The following is a 20,611-nucleotide window of genomic DNA, read 5'->3' on the forward strand; positions in this document are numbered from 1 at the left end:
ACTGGCCTCGAGGATGCGCCATTCAAACCTCGGGGCGGTAGCGTGCCTAAAAGCAATAGCTTTCTTTAATGCTCAACACTCACGGTAAGAAAATGGACTAAAAGTTGATTCATAGGAGATATGAACAGGTTTGGTCATCCGCTCAACTCATGCTCAGGTAGACGCTATTATGAGAAAACAAACTATTTATCGCTTACTGGTTGTGGCCTCAATTGCCCTGCTGATGACAGGGTGCTCCTTAGCGCCGGGAGGCGATATTGATTACGAGGCTCCCGAATCACCTGACTTGATGCAAGTTGTCGATATCAAGCCTATTACGCCTGAATTAATAAGGTCATTGGCGTCTCAGCAAGATCAAACGCGAGGGGTTCATCCTGTTACCGATGAGTTGCGCAACGAAATCACCGACTATGAATATAGGTTAGGAGTGGGTGACGTGCTGAGTGTTGTCGTTTACGACCACCCTGAGCTCACCATTCCTACCGGTGGTGAGCGTAGTGCTGTGGAAGCTGGCAACATCGTTCGCTCTGACGGCACTATCTTTTACCCGTTTGTCGGGCGCGTGAATGTATTAGGAAAAACCACCGAAGAGGTTCGCGTTCAGCTAACTAGGGGGCTGTCCGACTTTCTTACCGAACCGCAAATAGATGTGTTTATCGCAGCTTTCAATTCTAAACGCTTTCATGTCACTGGCGCCGTTTCCTCGCCAGGTTCAGTCCCGGTGACTAACGTACCGATGACCGTTTTGGATGCTATTAATGAAGTCGGTGGGCCGACAGAAAATGCGTTTTGGCATGAAATGTATTTATTCCACAACGGTACAGAAGAGCAGCTTTCCCTTTTCTCGCTACTAAGTGAAGGTGATCAGCGCCAAAATCGGTTATTGCGTGATGGTGATTTATTACACCTGCCGAGTGCTGATAACCAAGGTGTCGCTATGTTGGGCCAAGTACGCTCACCCGGCAATCTGCGTATGAATCGTGAGCGTTTATCACTTACCGATGCACTAGCGCGCGCGGGCGGCATCAATGAACAAACCGCTGAGCCCTCCGGCATCTTTGTACTACGCCGCAATGCGCCAAGTGCTGAAAAAATCGCGACGGTGTATCAGCTAGATGTGAGTAATGCAATTGCCTTGGTAATGGCGAGTAATTTTGAGCTAGAACCTAAAGATATTGTTTATGTAACGACTGCTCCGATAGCCCGCTGGAACCGTGTTATTAGTCTTCTCTTGCCCTCTATTAACCTCCCTGGTGACTTAGGCAGCAGCAGTGATGGCCTAAACGACTTGCTTTAATATGACCAAACGTATCCTGGTAGTGTGTACCGGCAATATCTGCAGAAGCCCGGTGGCCGCCGCTATATTGCAGCAGGGTTTGGCCGACATCGAAGTGATGTCGGCAGGTCTCGCTGCTGGGAAAGGTGGTGCTGATCCACGTATCGCGGCGCTTGCAAAAGCAGATGGATATGATCTTAGCGAGCATCAGGCACGGCCGATAGATCGCGACTTACTAGCTAACGCCGATCTTGTATTAGTGATGAGCGCTAAGCAGAGACAAGTCATTGCTCGCAAATGGCCCGAAATGTTAGGGAAAACATTACTGTTTGGGATGTGGCGAACAGATAAGCCCAGTAATGATCGTGACATACCTGACCCTTATCAGCGAAGCGATGAGGTGTGTCAGCTTGTATACGACACGATTAAATCGGCGAGTGTAGCCTGGCGGGAAAAGCTTACGAATACCGGCAAAAACAGCATGTGGTAGGCGACTTAAAGCTTTTTAATTAACCATATTCATACGCTTAAATAGCGTGTGACTGAGAGTGTAGCGATAGAGCCAATGTCAGACTCATCACAAAATAGTACGCAGGAAGACACCATTGACCTGAGCCGACTGTTTGGTGCGCTTTTCCGTAAAAAGTGGCTCATTATCGGCATAACATTAGTGTTTGCCTTAATTGGTATTCTGCACGGTATGTTGGCAACTCCCATTTATCGTGCCGATGCCTTGGTGCAGGTTGAACGACGCAACACCGTTAGCCCATTGGGCAATGTTGAAAATGTCACCAATACAGGAACCGGTGAATTTAATACGTCGGCAGAGTTGCAAATTCTGCAGTCACGCATGGTACTTGGCCAAGTGGTCGAGCGGGTAGGCAGTGACTTTATTGTGTCACCAGTGGAGCTGCCTTTTATCGGTGACTTTGTCTTGCGAAAAGGTATTTCGCGCCCTGGCTTTATGGAGGGATATCCTCATGTATGGGGCAATGAAAGTATCAGTGTCGCTCGTTTTAGCACTGATGATAGTCTTCGAGGCCAAAGTTTCGTTGTTGAAAGAGGGCCTGAAGACACCTATTACGTAATGCAAGACGATAACCGTGTGTTCACCGGAACGTTAGGGCGTCCTGAAGTGTTTTATGATGGAGAGCTTGAGCTTACTATCGAAAGTTTTGATGCCGCCGAAGGTGCGCAGTACGTGCTAACTCGACAAAGCATGCCATCGGCAATTCGCAGTATAGGCAGTCGATTACAGGTAGCGGAAGTGGGTGGGGCAGGCACCACCACGGGCATGATCAGGCTTCTTATGTACGGGGAAAATCCAAGTGAGATTACCCGCAGCTTAGATGCCGTAGCACAAACCTTCTTAACGCAGAATATCGAGCGTCAATCGGAACAAGCACAACAAAGTCTTGAGTTTCTCCAAAAACAAGCCCCTGAGTTACGGGAACAATTGGATCTGGCGGAGCAAAACTTAAACGACTATCGATCGAACTTAGACAGTGTTGACCTTAGTAGCGAGGCTCAAGCTGCTATCCAACGTTATATTGAGCTTGATACTCGCCTTGATGAGTTGGAGTTTCAAGAAGCAGAACTAGCACAGCGCTTCACGCCTAGCCACCCTAACTATCAAGCGCTCTTACGCCAACGGCGCCAGATTGAAAATGATCTGCAAGAGCTTAATGCCCGAGTGAATGAGCTGCCGGCGGCCCAGCAAGAGGTGTTAAGACGTACGCGTGAAGTAGAAGTGACGCAGGCAATCTACGTGAATATTCTCAACAAAGTACAAGAGTTAGAAGTCGCTCGTGCGGGTACCATCGGCAATATACGAATTATTGATGATGCGGTGCTCAGCGGTAAAGTTGCGCCAAATGTAGCGCGTATTTTTATCTTGTATACGATTTTAGGTTTGTTGCTGGTTGTCGGATATATCTTATTAAAAGAGCTGCTAAAAAGAGGTATTGAATCTTCTGAGCAAGTAGAAAGCGTTGGCCTCACCGTCTATGCCAGTGTGCCTGAGTCTTCGGCCCAGCATAAACTCAACCGGCTACTCAAGCGGCGTGGCAAAAAAACAGCAAAAAGTGTGGTCGGGGGGGTGTTAGCGCAACGCGATCCAATGGATTTATCCCTTGAATCATTAAGGGGCTTACGCACTAGCCTTCACTTTACCATGATGGACGGTCGCAATAATCGCGTTATGTTGACAGGCCCTAGCCCTGGAGTGGGAAAAAGCTTTGTCAGCGTTAATCTTGGCGCTATCTCTGCGATGGCTGGCAAAAAAGTCCTCATCATTGATGCGGATCTGCGTAAAGGTAATTTACATCACGCCTTCGGTCAGCCGAGTGCTGGCGGTATGGTCGAGCTTCTTAGTGAAGAACTCACGCTTGAGGACGTTATCAAACCAACGGGCATCCCTCACTACGATGTTATTACACGCGGGGTCATCGCCAATAACCCTTCTGAACTGCTAATGCGACCTGGGTTTGAGCAAGCACTCCAGGATCTAAGCGAAATGTACGATATGGTGATTGTTGATACACCACCAGTGTTGGCAGTGACGGATGCCTGTGTCGCCGGAAAACATTGTGGTACCACACTAATGGTTACAAGGTTTAATAAAAACTCGGTACGTGAAATACGCATGGCTAAGAAGCGCCTGGAGGGTAGCGGGCTTGAAATCCAAGGTGCCATTTTGAACGGCGTGAAAATATCCTCACGTGGCGCGTCGGGCTACTACGGTTACGGTACTTACAAATATCAGTAGATCAGTCACTTTTTAAAGGGAGATAGATATGAAGGTTCTTGTAACCGGCGCCGCAGGATTTATTGGTTTTCACACCGTTAGTCGTTTATTAGAAAGAGGCGATGATGTCGTCGGTTTCGATAGCGTCAATGATTATTACGATGTTGATATTAAAGAGCGGCGTCTTGAACAGTTAGAGAGCATTGCGCAAAAAACAGGCTCATCGTTTCACTTTATCCGCGATAATCTGGCCAATCAAGCAGCGGTTACGGCTTGTTTTAATGAACACTCGTTTGATCGCGTTATCCATTTGGCCGCGCAAGCTGGCGTGCGCTATTCCATCGAAAACCCGCACAGCTATGTGGAAAGCAATATTGTTGCTTTTACCAATATATTAGAAGCCTGCCGTTACGCTAAGACGCCGCATTTAACGTATGCCAGCACCAGCTCGGTATACGGTGCTAATACGCGCATGCCTTTCTCTGAGCATGATGGCGCTAACCACCCGCTTCAGTTTTACGCAGCCACGAAAAAAGCCAACGAAATGATGGCGCATAGTTATAGTCACTTGTTTGGACTACCCACCACCGGTCTTCGCTTTTTTACGGTATACGGCCCTTGGGGCCGCCCGGATATGGCGCTGTTTAAGTTTACCAAAAGCATATTGGCGGATGAGCCGATTACAGTGTTCAACCATGGAAATCATACTCGTGATTTCACCTATGTAGCTGATATCGTGGAAGGCGTGATTCGAGCAAGCGACCAAGTCGCTGAGTCTAATACTGACTGGAATAGCGATGACCCCGATCCGGCAACGAGTAATGCTCCTTATCGCCTTTTCAATATTGGCAATAATAACCCGGTTAAGTTGAGTGCTTATATCGAAGCACTTGAAGAAGCACTAGATAAGCCTGCCAAGCAGGATTTACTGCCGCTTCAGCCTGGGGATGTGCCGGATACCTACGCTGATAGCAGTGAGCTTAAACGTGCTGTTGATTACCAACCCGCCACACCGGTTAAAGAAGGCGTAGCGAACTTTGTCGCTTGGTATCGAGATTATTATCAGGTGTAACGACCATTGCGACCAGATACTGCATCGTTGCAGTAGTGAGATAGACAAGAAATAGGTAAGGAGCGGCATGAACGTCACTGTGTTTGGAACAGGGTATGTAGGTTTGGTGCAGGGGGCCATTTTGGCTGATGTGGGTCACCATGTCGTATGTGTTGATGTGGATGCCAAGAAGGTCGAGCGTCTCAATCAGGGAGAAATTCCTATTTATGAACCTGGCCTTGAAACGTTGGTTCGAGAGAACTATGCGGCGGGTCGGCTAGAGTTCACTACTGACGCCGAAGCTGGCGTCAAGCATAGCCAAGTGCAGTTTATTGCAGTAGGTACACCACCAGATGAGGATGGCTCAGCTGATCTCAAATATGTGCTGTCGGTAGCCCAAACCATTGCCGAGCATATGCAGAGTGAGCAGATTATCATTGATAAATCGACAGTGCCCGTAGGGACTGCCGATAAGGTGAAAGCTAAAGTTGCAGAAATCCTCGCCAAGCGTGGTCGAGAGGAGCTAAAATTTGATGTGGTGTCTAATCCTGAGTTCTTAAAAGAAGGTAGCGCAGTTGCTGACTGTCAAAGGCCAGATCGAATCATCATTGGCACCGAGAACAATGACACTATAGAAGTGATGCGTGAGCTCTATGCGCCATTTAATCGTAACCATGACAAAGTTATCGTCATGGACGTACGAAGCGCTGAGCTAACCAAGTATGCGGCTAACTGTATGTTGGCCACCAAGATTAGCTTTATGAATGAAATAGCCAATCTTGCCGAGCGGCTTGGTGCAGATATTGAAATGGTACGCCAAGGAATCGGTTCTGATCCACGCATTGGCTATCACTTCATTTATCCTGGCGTAGGGTACGGCGGCTCATGTTTCCCTAAAGACGTACAAGCACTGATCCGTACCGCAGGGAACATTGATTTTGATGCCACGTTACTTAAAGCTGTTGAAGCACGTAACCAGGAACAGAAAACGACGTTGTTTGCGAAAATTCACCAGCACTTCGAAGGCCAGCTCGAAGGAAAAACGTTTGCGCTGTGGGGACTGTCATTTAAGCCTAATACCGATGATATGCGAGAAGCGCCGAGTCGCGTGCTAATGGAAGCATTATGGAGTGCAGGAGCTCAGGTCAAAGCATATGACCCTGAAGCGATGGAAGAAACCCAGCGCATTTACGGTACCCGAGACGACCTGTCATTGTGTGGTACCAAAGAAGCTGCCTTAAAAGAAGCAGATGCACTCGTTATCGTGACCGAATGGCAGAGCTTTCGCGCACCGGATTTTGATCTGATTAAACAACAGTTAAACAAACCCGTTGTTTTTGATGGGCGCAATCTCTATGAGCCTGGCCGTATGCAACGTAAGGGATTCACCTACTATTCAGTGGGTAGACGCGTTGTTTAAGGTATAAACATTGTCAAGCAAGGCTGCCATGTGGAGAAGCATTAAGCGACTCACCAATAATCGTGTTATTCGAAATGTCGCGATAGTGGTATCGGGGACTGCAGGAGCACAGGCTATCTCCCTAGTTTTTTCTCCACTAGTGACACGATTATATACTCCTGAAGCCTTTGGTATTTTAGGAACATTTTTAGCTATTTTGGCAGTCACGGCACCGCTAGCGGCTTTGAATTATCCGATGGCAATCGTACTACCCAAGCACGACGATGAGGCAATCTGTCTTGTACAGCTGTCCATTTTACTGGGATTAATAAACGCCATTCTTATTGCTGGCTTGTTATGGCTTTGGGGGGGGGCATTTGTCGCTCTAATAGGCTTAGAAGCAATGGCTCCCTATATGTTTGCCTTGCCGGTTGCGATAGGTTTATCCGCATTTTTAACGTCTATGATGCAATGGGTAATTCGCAAAAAAAAATTTGTTTTTAAAGCTAAAATTGGAGTTGTCCAGGCACTTCTGGTCAACGGCGCTAAAGTAGCAATAGGGATGGTAATACCACAAGCAGGCGTACTGATTCTGGTGACTACATTTGGCAGTGGTCTCCATGCATTCATGCTTAGTAGACAAGTATCATCTTTTGCCTTTAGCACTAGATCTGTGCGTTTACTGAAACCGTTCAGTACCTACCAAAAACTAGCTTTTCGATACAAAGATTTTGTTTTTTTTCGTACTCCCCAATCGATACTGAATGCCGCCTCGCAGGGTTTGCCGTTGGTAATCCTTACCGCGTCATTCGGGGCGTCAACAGCGGGCTTTTATGCGCTTAGTAGAATGGTGTTGGAAGCTCCAGCAAAGCTAGTGGGTCATTCTGTCGTCACGGTGCTTTATCCTCGCATTAATGAGGCCGCTATGGAGAGGGAAAGCATACCGCGACTGGTATTCAATGCGACACTCGCTCTGCTGGCGATTGGTGTCTTGCTATTCGGCAGCTTGATCATAGTAGCTCCTAGTTTGTTTGGATGGGCATTTGGGAGTGAATGGCGTCAAGCCGGTAACTTTACTCAATGGCTAGCGCTCTGGACAATAGTGAGTTTTGCCGCTAGACCGAGCGTGGCAGCCATTCCAGTACTGGGGTTAGAACGCTTCTTCCTGCTACATGAGGTTATCAGTGCAGTGGTTAGACTCTCAGCCTTGTTGGTTGGAGCTTTGCTTTGGGACAGTGCCATCGTGGCCATTGCATTATTCAGTATCGTCAATATTGTATCCTATAGCGTGCTGACTTTAATTGTATTACAGGTTGCCAAGCGTTCTTCGACATACATGGATCAAGTAGCTCTTTAATGGATATAATGAGCCATAAGCTGCCACTCGTCTCGATAATAATTCCTTGTTACAACGCAGAAAAATACGTAGCAGAAGCAATTGAAAGCGCCCTGGCACAAACGTATCCACACTGTGAAGTGATCGTCGTCAATGATGGATCACTTGATGCCAGCGGTAAGGTTATTGAATGCTACAAGAATAGCATTCGTTATCTAAAGACGGATAACCGTGGCGCCTGTCATGCCAGAAACGTAGGGCTCTACGTGGCCAAGGGTGAAAGAGTGCAATGGTTGGATGCCGATGATGTGCTGCGACCCAATTGCATAGAAAGTAAGCTCAATTTAGTCAATAACCGCCACTCGATTCCTGTTAGTGATGTCGCAGCAATGCCAGGTGGAAAGCTAGCGGCCTTCTGGAATAAACCTAGTTTTGATTTCATCACTGCCTTGGCTTATGGCTCGCCGCCAACGCCTGGGCCACTTCACTATCGCTTTGACCTGCTCGCTATCGGTGGCTTCCGCGAAGATTTATCTTGTGCGCAAGAGTATGATTTACATCTAAGATTACTGGCAAATAGGTCCCGTGAATTTATTTCAACCGGTCAAGTGGGCGTGGATATCCGAACCCATGATGAAAGTCTAAGCCGACAGGCGGGCGCTGATATGTACTACAATATCATTAGAATTTTGGAGCGCATTGAAGAGGACTATGCATTATCTGCCTCACATATAGAAGCCATCGCTCATCATAAGGTTAGAATCAGCCAACAGCTATGGCGTTTGGGCTTGAAAGATGAAGCACTAACCACTTACCGTCAAACTTTACTAAAACTGCCTAAAGGCATTCAACCATGTTATTTTACTCACTTTGAGGATTGGTTGTTTAAGGTGATGGGGCTTGTGGCATTCGAGACGGTAAGAACGAATGTTTCTAAAGTAGCAAAAGCATTAAAACTTCCTAAGCTTTTGACATTACTCATGTAATAACTTATAAGTTTTATCAAATGACAGCAGAACAATGCTTACCTATCACAGTTATTGTTCCAACCTATAATGATAGTAACTATCTGAGAGAAGCACTGACCTCTATATTGATACAGTCCGCTCCGCCTGAAGTGCTAATTGTTGTAGATGATGGATCACATAACAGTGATGCTTCGAACATAGCCCGAGAATTTGAAAAAAGTAATCAATTTTCTACCCGTATTCTCTATTTAAAACAAATTAATAAAGGTCCTTCATCTGCCCGAAACACAGGATTAAGGCTAGTAAGAACTCCGTATGTGACATTTTTAGACGCTGACGATTATATGGTATCCGATAACTTAAAAAACATGTGGCGATCGCTGGATGCGTTAACGGATGATTATTTTGGAGTATATGGAACCCATCGTGATCGCGCGACTGGTAAGCTTTATCCTTACGGCAATTTAGATGGATGTGTCGCTACTAGCAAAGTAGGTCGTAAACGCGGCGTAGCAGGGGGAGTGCATACTTTTTTATTTCGAACCCATCACTTGGTTGCTATTGAAGGATTTGATGAAAATCTTGTTAATAATGAGGATTATGATCTTATCATCCGCCTTTTACGACAAGGATTAAAATGTAAAGGAAAGGTCACTATCTGTTTTGAAAAAAATAGCAGACTTGGCTCGTTAACCCGACCTCAGCAACCGGCTAAAGCATTTGAAAATAATTTAAAATTTTTACGAAAAGCGGAAAGGCTTGGCTACTTTTCAGCCAATGAGCTTGAAATAAGAAAACGAGGAGCTCAACTTTCCTATGCAAAGCGCTTAATGGAACAAGGCGACGAAGCTTCAGCAAAAAATGTTTGGCAAGACGCTTTATCAAAAAAACCAGGTTCTCTACGAGAGTTGTATCACTGGATAAGATATATACTGCTAACAGTTAAGATTGTTTTTTTTAAATCTGACAATAAACATTAGCAGCTCTTTAAGTTTGATGTGTTAACTAGAAGTTAAGTCAATCTCCGTCAAGTTTGATTAAGAATAAACTTATGATTTTTGATTAAACTAAAGTGCTCAAGCTGAAATGTCTTCAGCAACATTATTGGCCAAATAAAATGTTAGATAAGACAATGTCTAAACCTATTAAAAAAGCTCGTAAATATCTTAAGAAAAGCTTCGGCGGTTCAGCCAGTAATGTTTTTAGAGGTATGGCAACAATGGCACTTGGCAGTGGTATTGCTAAAGTGATTGGCATCATTGCCGTTCCTATTTTAACAAGAATATATGCGCCAGAAGACTTTGGTATCTTGGCCATTTTTACTGCTGTAGTCGCTATGCTCACCCCTATTATGACTTTGCGCTATAGCTTATCGCTTCCATTGCCTCGCCATGATGGTATTGCATTTAATATGCTTATTGTTTCTGTTGGGCTTATGTTATTGAACATATCGATAACTTCAATAGTAATGTGGTTATTTGGAGAAGAAATTTTATCCTATTTTTCTATGGAAGAGATTTCAACTTTATGGTGGCTAATTGTAGTTGGCGTTTTGGGAGCTTCAATTTACGAAATGTTAAGCTTATGGGCTACAAGAAAAAGAAACTATCGTATTATAGCGAAGACAAACGTGTTGCAGAGTCTAACAGGCTCCATAACAAAAGTACTGTTAGGTTTATTAGCGTTTAAACCTTATGGTTTACTTTTAGGGCAAGTCTTAGCTCAAGGTGGTGGATCTACAAGATTATTTAGTAATTTTCACTCTGACTTCAGGACTAACTGGACACACTTAAGCTGGTCACGTATGCGCAAAGGCGCATGGCATTATCGTGGTTTTCCTTTTTTTCGTGTGCCTTCTCAATTTCTTCTTATTGCTGCTCAACAAGCGCCATTATTATTTGTAGCTTCGTTTTTTGGTGTGGCAGTTGCTGGCCAACTAGCAATCGCGAAGATGCTGGTAAGTATGCCTGTCACTTTTATTAGCGGTGCACTTACAAAAGCAGCTTACGGCGAGCTGGCAAGTATTAGCAAAAATAATCCTACAGAAATACAAAAAGTATTTAATGACATAACGAAAAAGCTCCTCTTGGTTTCAACGATAGCATGCATATCAGTATTTACGTTGGCTCCTATCTTATTGCCTGCAATATTAGGTTCTGAATGGGTACAAGCTGGTACATTTGCTTCATATCTTTCTGTTTATTTAGTAGCAACTATTATCGCAGTCCCTATGCCTGCTTTTGTAAATGTTTTTAATAGGCAAAAAGAATTTTTATTATGGAATGTATTGAGAATTGCTATGATAATTTTACTGATTAGTATGGCAAAACAAATTGATATCACGCCTGAGAGCTTTGTACTATTATATGGGGTTTCCATGTTAATTTTTCAAACAGGAGTAATAGCACGAGTGGCAAAAATTCTAAAGGCTGAAGTTGAATTCAGTAATTAATTAAACAAGAGAATATATGATGGAAATTTTATATAAATTATACTTCAAAATGTATAGAACTTATTTACAAAAGACAGGGAGGTATAAAAGTTATAGTAAATTTTTGGAAAAAGAGGAGGAAAGTAATTTTAAATATACTAAGCTAAAGGGGGCAGTACAATTAGGTTACGTTCCAAATCTAAATAACCCAATTCGATTTAATGAGAAGTCAATACATCGGCGTCTTTTTTGTAGATCCCCAGTTTGGCCTATTGTAACTAATAAATTAAAAGTAAGAGATTGGTTAGTCGAAAATAATTTACATCAGGAGATGAATCTAATACCTATTTTATATGTTATAAAAGATGTAGAAAATTTCGTTTTTGAAAAAATAAAGGAACCAGTTGTTATCAAGGCAGCATGGGCTTCCGGTATGAATATTTTTATAAAAAATCCTCAGTTAGAAAATTGGAAGTTAGTTAAAGATAAATTAATGAAATGGCAAAATCAGCCCTATGCTCCTGCAAGGTTAGTCTGGCCAGCTACTCAAATGGATAGAGAGTATATTGTAGAAAAAATGTATTCGACAAAGGCCAATGCTCTTCTAGAAGATTATAAGTTTTATGTTTTTCATGGACAGGTTGAATTAGTACAAATAATAACTGGTCGAGATGAGGAGCCTCTTTATGCTCATTTTGATAGGGACCTTAATAGGCTACCAGTAAGAAGGCATAATAAAGGGGAACTCGATAATACATATATATTAAACCCCATAATTGAAGAAATGATTAAAGTTGCAGAAAAAATTGGTCAGCATTTTGATTTTTCTAGAGTCGATCTCTACGAGTTAGAAGGAAAAATTTATTTTGGAGAAATTACAGAATGTCCAAATAACGGATATGCGCGCTTTGAGCCGGAAGAATTTGATTTTGAGCTCGGCAAAAAATGGGTATATGAAGGTTAGGTTTTAGTAACTATTATACTACAGGCATAAAGCACTAATTTTTATTTAACAAATATTTAATGATTTTTAGTGTTTTAAAATATATAAAACGGCTATATAGTTAATATTTAAGATGGCGTTAATTCGAATTTAATACTTTAATATAGGAGATTGCCGATAATGAAAGTAGCTATATCAGGACCACAGGTACTTAATGGAACGGTTACTGTCAGTGGTGCAAAAAACAGTGCAACACGTGTGCTTGCTGCAGCACTACTATCATCAGGCAATGTTACATTGCGTAACTTCCCTTTGTTGTTGGAAGATGTAAAAGCTAAAATTAGTTTTATGCGGATGATGGGAGCTGAAATTAAAGAAGATTTTGCTAATTCTGAATTAGAAATTACAGCTGCTACAATTTCTACAGATAGCATTAAAGATTTTGATCTTCCTATTCGTACAACTTACCTACTTGCTGCAGGTGCATTAATACATAAAAACAGTGTAAAAATACCCTATCCTGGCGGTTGTAAAATAGGGAGTCGCGGTTATGACCTGCATATGATGGTGTGGAAACAGCTTGGTTGTAAAGTAGAAGAGTGTGCTGATTATATTTTAGTTGAAGGAGAGCTTAAAGGAGGAGTAATTGACTTTCCTATTTCTACAGTAGGTGGTACTGAAAATGCTTTAATGTGTGCATCAGTTGCTAAGGGAGAAACGTTAATTCGCAATGCTTATATAACTCCCGAAGTTAATGATTTAATTTTATTTTTACGGGAAATGGGAGCGGATATAGTACAAGAAGGTAGTAGTCACATACGTGTACAGGGTGCTGGAGGTTTACTGCGTGGTGCCTCATTCAATATTATGCCAGACCGAATTGAAGCATTAACATGGATTATTTTAGCTGCAGTAACAGGAGGCACTGTTTTAGTACAAAACGTGCCATTTGAAACTATGGAAGTACCTCTAATCCACTTGCGTGATGCTGGTTTAGATTTATTTAGAAACAGTAATACTGTAATGGTGTCTCCTAACTGTATTGGACCGCATGGCATCCAGCCTTTTGAATTAGCAACGGGTACTCACCCTGGTGTTATATCTGACATGCAGTCGTTTTATGCGTTTTTAGGGCTCTTTGCTAATGGCCGCTCTACTGTATTTGATTACCGTTACCCTGAACGCGTTGCATATGCGTTAGAGCTTAAAAAATTCGCACCTAATGCGATAAACGCGCAGTCGGGTAAAATTATAGTACACGGGCCTAATAAGCTTCAGGGAGCAAATGCTGAGTCTACTGATCTACGGGGTAGTATGGCTCAAATCATGGCTGCAATTTGTGCCAAAGGGGAAAGTCAAGTTAATGATGTTGAACTTGCTTTAAGGGGTTATAATAATTTACCAGAGAAACTAGCATCACTAGGTGTAATTGCGCAATGGAGCGAATAAGTGCTGCTGGACTTGCCGAGTTAAATGAAATTTGCCCAGGTGGAGTGCATCAAAAGGTTTCGCTCGCACAAATGAGCCAATGGGGTATTGGAGGTATTGCAGATTTAATTATACGTCCTTCTTCTACGTGCCAGCTATCTGATTTACGTCGCTGGTTCTATCGTAATGATGTTCACCACCTTACTATTGGCTCAACTAGCAATTTGCTGTTTGCTGATGATGGACTGCGCGCGCCTTGTATTCAACTAGGTAATCACCTCTCTCGCATCACTATCGATAACGATATGGTATATGCGCAAGCGGGTGTATGGGTGCCTATATTAGCGCGACAGTTGATGATGGCAGACTTAACTGGTGGAGAACATATTTGTGGCATTCCAGGAACGCTGGGCGGCCTAGTGTGCATGAACGGTGGCAGCCAGAGGAAAGGGATCGGCAGTAATGTTATAAGTGTCGAAAGCGTAGGCCCTACTGGCGACATAACGCTTCGAATGGCGGTTGAATGTCGTTTTGCCTATCGTCATTCGGTATATCAATCAAACGATGAAACGATTACTTCTGTAACGCTTATGTTTGATAAAGGAAGAGGTGCAGATATCCGTCATAATATGCTTGGCATACTAGCAAGTCGGAGACAGAAATTTCCACGTAAGCTACCTAATTGTGGTTCGGTGTTTAAAAGTAACCCTGCCATGTATTCTGAGATAGGCCCCCCTGGTATGGCTATTGAAAAATTGGGTTTTAAAGGTATCAGGAAGGGGGGGGCACAAGTCTCACCACAGCATGCTAATTTTATAGTAAATACAGGTGGCGCTACCGCAAGTGATGTTTTAAAGCTAATCGCTGAGATCAGTAAGAAGGTTAAACTCAGTACTGGCTATTATATGGAGCCTGAAGCCCTTTATGTTACCCCTGATGGGAAAGTTGTATCTATAGATAGTATCTTAGATAGATAAAACAAATGAGTGAAATGTGAGCATATGATAGTTTTTATTATCGGATGTTTTTCTGGAATTAACACAGGTAGTGGCGGACACTATTATTCTCTTTTGAATATAGCAAAAGAGATGCCTCTCCCCTTTAAGATTTTGGTTATAGGTGATTTTTTTCCGGAAGCATATAAAAATCAGAAGGAAATAATATTTATTAAGCTTAGCATTAATGAGCTTGATCAGTTTAAGCCGAAACAGATATCAGGAATAACGCAGCCAGATACCATTCATGCGTATGATAATAATTCAGCAATATTTGCTAACAAGATGGCTGCTGAATTTAATATTCCCTTGGTGGTTACAAAGCCAGGTGGTTCTGGTTTTAAAGCATATTCTCCAGTGTATAAAAACATGGTTGTATTTCATGGGGAAGATTATGATTTACTGCGTAAGAGGGTTATCGCCAAACCTCAAAAAATTGCATTAATAGCAAATCGGGTTACAGCACCTTCTCCATCACAACATAATAAAAGAACAAATCCGTTTGAAGAGTGTAGTGAAAGTTGTATTAAGTTAATAAGAATTGCAAGAATAGGGAAAGCTTATAAAGAAAGTATTAAGCAAAGCATCACACTGCTTAAGAGGATTAAAGATAAATATGGTGATAAGAGTGTTTTTTTAGCGATTGTAGGCAATGTGGAGGACCAGGATGTCTTCCATGAGATTAAGTCTTTAGTTGATGATATTAAAAGTGTAGAGCTATATGTAACTCCTGAATATTATATTGAAGCGGCTGAGTTAATATCTTATTCAGATGTGGTGATCGGAACGGGCAGAAGTTTTATGGAGGGGATGTCATATGGTAAGTTTGTTTTCTTCCCTCTTAAAGGTTCTGAAATTCCATGTTTTACAACACCTAAAAGCTATGACAAGGCATTTTATAAAAATTTTTCTCCAAGACTAAGTGTTTTTGATGGTATTAATGCAGAAACTGCGTTACAGGATTTCTTTAATTATTTAGACCATAAGGAAAATCCGAGCCTTTATAGTGATTGGGTAGTTAGCTTATTTAATGAAAATCATGAGGTCCAAAAAGGAGTTTGTAAGCTTATTGATTTTTATAGCAATCTCACTCCTGAATCTACTGTAAGCTTTTATAAGCAACACGCTTGGTTCAAAGTCCAAAAATATATTTCTTTTTCTCGTGGCTTGGTTAAAAAAGTCATATCTAAATAATTTTATAAATGCATGAGCCTATTTATAAGATAAATGAAAATTATTAATCATATTTTGATGCACTTTAGGTTCAATATACTGTTAAAGAGTGTTATTCATAAGTAATAGTTTTTTATTTTATTTAAGGATGCAATTCGTCGGTTCCACTAAATTTATATAGGTTAATTTGGCTATTATGAATAAGCATAAAATTAAAGTTTTACATTTCGGATTAAGTTTAAATCGTGGAGGCATAGAGACTTACTTGCATAAAATAGCCACTGGTGTCAATGCCGATAAATTCGAGTTTTCTTTTATTAATTCTACAACGTCATTGCCTTGCTTTTATAAAGAATTGTCGGATATGGGGTGTGTTTTTCACAATATAACACCTCGAAGGATTAATTTTAAAAAAAATAAGAGGGACCTTGAGGCGTTATTTAAAGAGCATGACTTTGATGTGCTACATTTTCATGTGAATACGTTAAGTTATATTGAGCCTGTTCTAGTTGCTTTAAGAAATAATGTAAAAGTGATTATCCACAGTAGGAATGCTGGAGCCGCTGGCTCACATTTAACACAGTGGCTACACAGAATCAATAAAATTCGCATTCAACGATTAAGGTATAGAGTTACTAAAATTTCTGTAAGTCAACTTGCTGGGGAGTGGCTATTTGGTAAAGGTGACGATTTCATAGTCTATAATAACGGTATCGATTTAAATAGATTTCGTTTTTCAAGTGAAAATAGACGGCTTCTTCGTGAAGAATTAGGCATTAATGATACTACTTTTTTACTTGGTAACGTCGGTGCCTTTGTACCAGCAAAAAATCAAGAGTTTGCAGTAAATGTATTGAAAAAAATGATAGATTCAGGTGAAGACACAAAGCTACTTTTAATTGGTGATGGTGGTCTTAAGGAGAATGTTATAAATTTAGTTGCTAGATTAGGCTTGGTGAATAACGTATTATTTCTTGGTAAGCGTGAAGACATGCCAGCTCTATATTCAGCAATGGATATGTTTATATTTCCTAGTTTTTATGAAGGGTTTCCCAACGCCGTGTTGGAGGCTCAAGCTTGTGGGCTACCGTGTTTTATTTCGAATAAAATCACAAAAGAAGTAGTAATTGATGAAAATAGCGTCAAGCAATTTTCTGTATCTAATAGTAATTACTATGAATGGGTAAGTGCTATCTTGTTTTACGTTAAAAATGAATTAATTGATTATGCTCATATGAATTCACAAAGAGGTAATGCATGGGAAAAAATAGAAACAGCAGGTTTTTCTACTAATAGGGAAATCAAAAAGCTAGAAGACTTATATGAAAAAGTTGTTTTCTAGTAAAAGTTGCAATGTTTGACTCACTGTGGTTTTGGTCAAATTCTTAAGCTTTAATAACACCGCAAATTTAATAATACTTTTCTACGGGATTAGTGTTGCAAATATTTTTATTTTTTAATTCTTTTTTACTATTTTGATTCATAAATATTTACTAAGGTTAATTTGTCTTTTTATTGTAATATTTATATAAGGTGCTATATGGTCAATTTGAGAGATAATAATAATGGTTATTTCAATAGGAGGGTCAGTGTCGACTGGCTCTACACCATGGATTGATATTTTTTCTTCTTATGAAGATGAGGTAAAAGTAGTAAAAGGTGAGCTGCGCATAGGTGAGTCTGGTCTTTATAATATTGCTTCTAAATTGTATTTTGGTGAAACACCTGAAAAAGAAGAATTTGTAAAGGTAAGTAAGTCCCTTATAGAATTTGGCGAAAGCAGCCCGGTTACAAGCCGATTTTTTTTAGCTTTCTTAAGACGTTTGCCTTTTGGCGTCAGTGCTTTAATTCCTGTTAATCGTCAAAGAAAAAGATCATATGAAAAGTTGTTGCCTGGTTTTACTTTATATTCTAGTTATATGCTAAAAGAACTAGAGTGGCTTATTATTAATATGAATAGCCTTGATTCATCTTCACGAAGAATAAAAATAAAAAAAATAATGAATAAATATATCAAATCCTTGGAAAGCTGCTGTTATGCTGACGATCAAATTATTATTGATCAACTAGTATCTCCAAGGTTACTTTTTGATGAAAAATATGGTTATGTAATAGCGGAAATATTTGATCATATGAAGTTTATAGTAGTTAGGCGAGATCCAAGAGATCAGTTTATTGATCTTTTAAGAAAGAAAAAGAAAAATTATCATCTTATGAAGCCTGAAGAAGCTTCCATAGCGTTTATAAATGAGTATTTACCAAGGTATGATCGTATGTTGTCTATGCTAGATAAAGACAGTGATTGTAAGATTGTTGATGTATGGTTTGAAGATATATTCTTTAATTTTGAAGAGGTGTTGATAAGGCTGGAGTCTTTTATTGGTTTAAAAAGCAGGCCTAGCGCTTTTAATAGTTTTAACTTTTCTGAGGCTTCTTCTAAGGTAAAAATGTATAATTGTACTGAATATTCTAAGGAAATAGCTTTAATTGAAGATAGAATGAGAAGACATCTATATTTACCATAATAGGTTTTAATTTTGGAGTAATTGATGAGAATCATGCATATCATTTCTTCCGCAGCGGCTGGAGGTGCGGAAATATATGTAAAAGATCTGTCCAAGTCTATGTCGGAAAAAGGAAATTCGCTTTTTGTTGTGCTACTTGATCGTGCCTCTGAATCTGGTCGTGATGCTGAGTTTGAGAGATCTTTTCTTGCCGAGCTTGACCAATACGGAGTTGAATATGGCTTTCTAGGGGATGCATGTCGAAAAAATTTCTTGAAAGGAATAATTAGCCTTTTACATTATTGCCGTAGTTTTAAACCTGATATAATACACTCTCACCTTTACTATGGGGCTGTTTTCGCTTTATTTCAATTTGGTATCCCTCATGTTTATACTCATCATAATATTAAACTAAAAGCTAAGCCTTTTTTTTATAAGTTTTTAGATATACGCACATCAGCTTATGTTGGTATATGTCATGCTTGTGTAACGCTTTTGAAGACGGTGACATCTAAAAGAGTCGTTCATATTGATAATGGCGTAGACAGTGCCAGAATCATTCCCAAACAAGAATACAGTTCTAATAAGCCTCTCAAATTAGTATCTGTGGGTACGCTGTCAGTTCAGAAAAATCACCAGTTGCTTTTTCATGCTGTTTCTAAGCTTAGAAATATGGACTTTTTACTTACTGTCGCGGGTGAAGGTTCTCAAAGTGCTAAATTAAAGCATATGGTTGAGGAGCTAAATATTGCTAATAAAATAGATTTTATTGGTAATAGTAATAACGTTAAACAATTGCTCCATGATTCCGACCTTTTTATCATGTCGTCCGCTTGGGAGGGCTTGCCCATTGTCCAGATCGAGGCAACGCTAACAGGTTTGCCGGTACTCGTTACGGATGTTGGCGGATGCTCGGAAATCGTTGAACGCGTAGGTAATGGCCTTGTCGCTCAGGTAGAGGTCGAGGATTATACAATGAAACTTAAGCAACTTATTGAGAGCGAGTTGCTACGTATAAAATTTCATAAAAATGCTATTGATAATGCTGCTCATTACACAGTAAATAATGCGGTCGATAATCATCTTGACCTTTACAAAAGCTTGACCAATCAGTTGTCCTCTCATGTTTGAAATCTCCTTTGTTTTAATTCTATTTGTTCTTAGTGCGGTTTATTGCCTCTGGATGGGTTACCGACACCGTTGGTTAATATGGCCTTTAGTCTTTGCCTACTTGTTTCGTGTGTTTTTATTTGTTCTAGACTATACGAGAGTCTTTCGCCCTCCTGGTGCCACTGCTGATAGTTCCCGATTTATTAGTCATGCCCAGCATTATGCCAATATGGAGTGGCATGAAATTTTTAACAGTATTCCTTTATTTAGTTCCAGTTATTATGCGTGGCTCGGGGGGCTTTTCCAGAAGGTGGTAGGGGAATCATCACTATTTTTAATTGCTACCAGTTTCTTTTTTGGCCATGTGGTTGTCGTGATAACCGCTATTATCTGCTATCAACTTTGGGGTAAGCGTACCGCCATATGGGCCGCCATGATCATGGCGCTTTATCCCTTTGGTGCGTTCAACTCAATTCTCGCTATGCGAGAAGAAATAGCCATCATGTTTTTCCTAATGGGCCTTTATTTTTATATCCATTGGGTCGCTGGAAAATCGCCCCTTGGCCTCGTGTGGGGCGGTTTGCTCTTTGGTGTGTCTGTTCTTTTCCATCCTGGATGGGTCGCTGCTTTTTTTGGCGTCGCCGCTTATCTGGCTTACTTTCTTTATCGTAGCCTTGTTAGAGATCGTCAGCGTTTTGTCACTAAATTACACGCAAGCAAAGTGCTATTAGCTGTCGGCATGCTATTTTTTTCAGTAGGGATAATCGCATTTAGCGGCGGAATTTCCTTGGGTAAGGGGGTCGAACTAGGCGGCGAGTCTGACGAAGGAATTACTGATACGATTGAGGAACGATTTGCTGGAGAGGCCACAGGGGGCTCTGCTTATCCGAGCTTTGTTGCTCAAGGCAACCCTTTTACGCAACCCTGGTTGATACCCGCCCGTATCATTTATTTTCACTTCTCCCCGTTCCCTTGGGATATCAGAAGTCCACTACAAGTAACAGGTCTAATTTCATCGGTCCTTTACTGGTTTTTGGCTTGGCGTGTCTATCGCGGCTGGAATGAGCTGAAACAGAGAGAGGAATGCTTAGCAATGTTGTTCATCTTCGGCGCCATTACATTTGTGTTTGCGCTGGGTGTTAACAATATTGGCACAGCGATTCGACATAAGACCAAGTTGCTTGGTTTATTCGTTATTCTTGCCGCCTCATCTTTTAAAAGTCTACGAATTCGCTTAACAAGGAAATAATC

The 20,611-nt window shown here is 41.2% G+C and carries 17 protein-coding genes; all 17 read left to right on the plus strand.

From position 1 onward, the window contains the following. Nucleotides 1-169 precede the first annotated feature (169 nt). The 17 genes from ACFFLD_RS15705 (at nucleotide 170) to ACFFLD_RS15785 (ending at nucleotide 20,609) form a co-directional block, all read left to right on the plus strand. Entirely contained in the window at nucleotides 170-1,297 is a 1,128-nt protein-coding gene (locus ACFFLD_RS15705; protein WP_386042002.1) for a polysaccharide export protein, read from the plus strand. A gap of 1 nt (nucleotide 1,298) precedes the next feature. Then, nucleotides 1,299-1,766, plus strand: a complete 468-nt coding sequence (locus ACFFLD_RS15710) for a low molecular weight protein-tyrosine-phosphatase (RefSeq protein WP_386042004.1) — start codon at nucleotides 1,299-1,301, stop codon at nucleotides 1,764-1,766. 75 nt (nucleotides 1,767-1,841) lie between these two features. After that, nucleotides 1,842-4,043: a polysaccharide biosynthesis tyrosine autokinase gene (locus ACFFLD_RS15715; RefSeq protein WP_386042006.1), complete on the plus strand. Its 2,202-nt coding sequence runs from the start codon at nucleotides 1,842-1,844 to the stop codon at nucleotides 4,041-4,043. A gap of 28 nt (nucleotides 4,044-4,071) precedes the next feature. Beyond that, the gene (locus ACFFLD_RS15720) at nucleotides 4,072-5,094 is read left to right on the plus strand and encodes an NAD-dependent epimerase (RefSeq protein WP_386042008.1); all 1,023 of its coding nucleotides are present in this window, start codon (nucleotides 4,072-4,074) and stop codon (nucleotides 5,092-5,094) included. Nucleotides 5,095-5,161: 67 nt separating this feature from the next. Beyond that, on the plus strand, nucleotides 5,162-6,493 hold the full coding sequence (locus ACFFLD_RS15725) for a UDP-glucose dehydrogenase family protein (protein ID WP_386042011.1): 1,332 nt from the start codon (nucleotides 5,162-5,164) through the stop codon (nucleotides 6,491-6,493). Nucleotides 6,494-6,521: 28 nt separating this feature from the next. Then, entirely contained in the window at nucleotides 6,522-7,829 is a 1,308-nt protein-coding gene (locus tag ACFFLD_RS15730; protein WP_386042013.1) for a lipopolysaccharide biosynthesis protein, read from the plus strand. Nucleotides 7,830-7,837: 8 nt separating this feature from the next. Further along, entirely contained in the window at nucleotides 7,838-8,794 is a 957-nt protein-coding gene (locus tag ACFFLD_RS15735) for a glycosyltransferase family 2 protein (RefSeq protein ID WP_386042015.1), read from the plus strand. Between the two features lie 20 nt (nucleotides 8,795-8,814). Further along, nucleotides 8,815-9,756, plus strand: a complete 942-nt coding sequence (locus ACFFLD_RS15740; protein WP_386042018.1) for a glycosyltransferase family A protein — start codon at nucleotides 8,815-8,817, stop codon at nucleotides 9,754-9,756. A 152-nt stretch (nucleotides 9,757-9,908) separates the two neighbouring features. Continuing rightward, a complete protein-coding gene (locus tag ACFFLD_RS15745) occupies nucleotides 9,909-11,228 on the plus strand; it encodes a lipopolysaccharide biosynthesis protein (RefSeq protein WP_386042021.1) in 1,320 nt (439 codons plus the stop codon). 16 nt (nucleotides 11,229-11,244) lie between these two features. After that, nucleotides 11,245-12,171, plus strand: coding sequence for an ATP-grasp fold amidoligase family protein (locus tag ACFFLD_RS15750; protein WP_386042023.1), 927 nt, complete (start codon nucleotides 11,245-11,247; stop codon nucleotides 12,169-12,171). Nucleotides 12,172-12,330: 159 nt separating this feature from the next. Continuing rightward, nucleotides 12,331-13,599: a UDP-N-acetylglucosamine 1-carboxyvinyltransferase gene (locus ACFFLD_RS15755; RefSeq protein WP_386042024.1), complete on the plus strand. Its 1,269-nt coding sequence runs from the start codon at nucleotides 12,331-12,333 to the stop codon at nucleotides 13,597-13,599. Further along, nucleotides 13,587-14,555, plus strand: a complete 969-nt coding sequence (murB, locus tag ACFFLD_RS15760) for a UDP-N-acetylmuramate dehydrogenase (protein ID WP_386042026.1) — start codon at nucleotides 13,587-13,589, stop codon at nucleotides 14,553-14,555. The genes ACFFLD_RS15755 and murB overlap by 13 nt, the downstream gene beginning before the upstream one ends. A 24-nt stretch (nucleotides 14,556-14,579) precedes the next feature. Next, a complete protein-coding gene (locus tag ACFFLD_RS15765) occupies nucleotides 14,580-15,767 on the plus strand; it encodes a hypothetical protein (RefSeq protein WP_386042028.1) in 1,188 nt (395 codons plus the stop codon). A gap of 175 nt (nucleotides 15,768-15,942) precedes the next feature. After that, nucleotides 15,943-17,088, plus strand: coding sequence for a glycosyltransferase (locus tag ACFFLD_RS15770; RefSeq protein ID WP_386042030.1), 1,146 nt, complete (start codon nucleotides 15,943-15,945; stop codon nucleotides 17,086-17,088). Nucleotides 17,089-17,335: 247 nt separating this feature from the next. Then, on the plus strand, nucleotides 17,336-18,271 hold the full coding sequence (locus ACFFLD_RS15775; protein WP_386042032.1) for a sulfotransferase: 936 nt from the start codon (nucleotides 17,336-17,338) through the stop codon (nucleotides 18,269-18,271). A 33-nt stretch (nucleotides 18,272-18,304) separates the two neighbouring features. Further along, entirely contained in the window at nucleotides 18,305-19,381 is a 1,077-nt protein-coding gene (locus ACFFLD_RS15780) for a glycosyltransferase (protein WP_386042034.1), read from the plus strand. Continuing rightward, nucleotides 19,374-20,609: an ArnT family glycosyltransferase gene (locus tag ACFFLD_RS15785; protein ID WP_386042036.1), complete on the plus strand. Its 1,236-nt coding sequence runs from the start codon at nucleotides 19,374-19,376 to the stop codon at nucleotides 20,607-20,609. The genes ACFFLD_RS15780 and ACFFLD_RS15785 overlap by 8 nt, the downstream gene beginning before the upstream one ends. Nucleotides 20,610-20,611 lie beyond the last annotated feature (2 nt).

The sequence above is a fragment of the Vreelandella sulfidaeris genome, assembly GCF_042429665.1.
GTDB lineage: Bacteria > Pseudomonadota > Gammaproteobacteria > Pseudomonadales > Halomonadaceae > Vreelandella.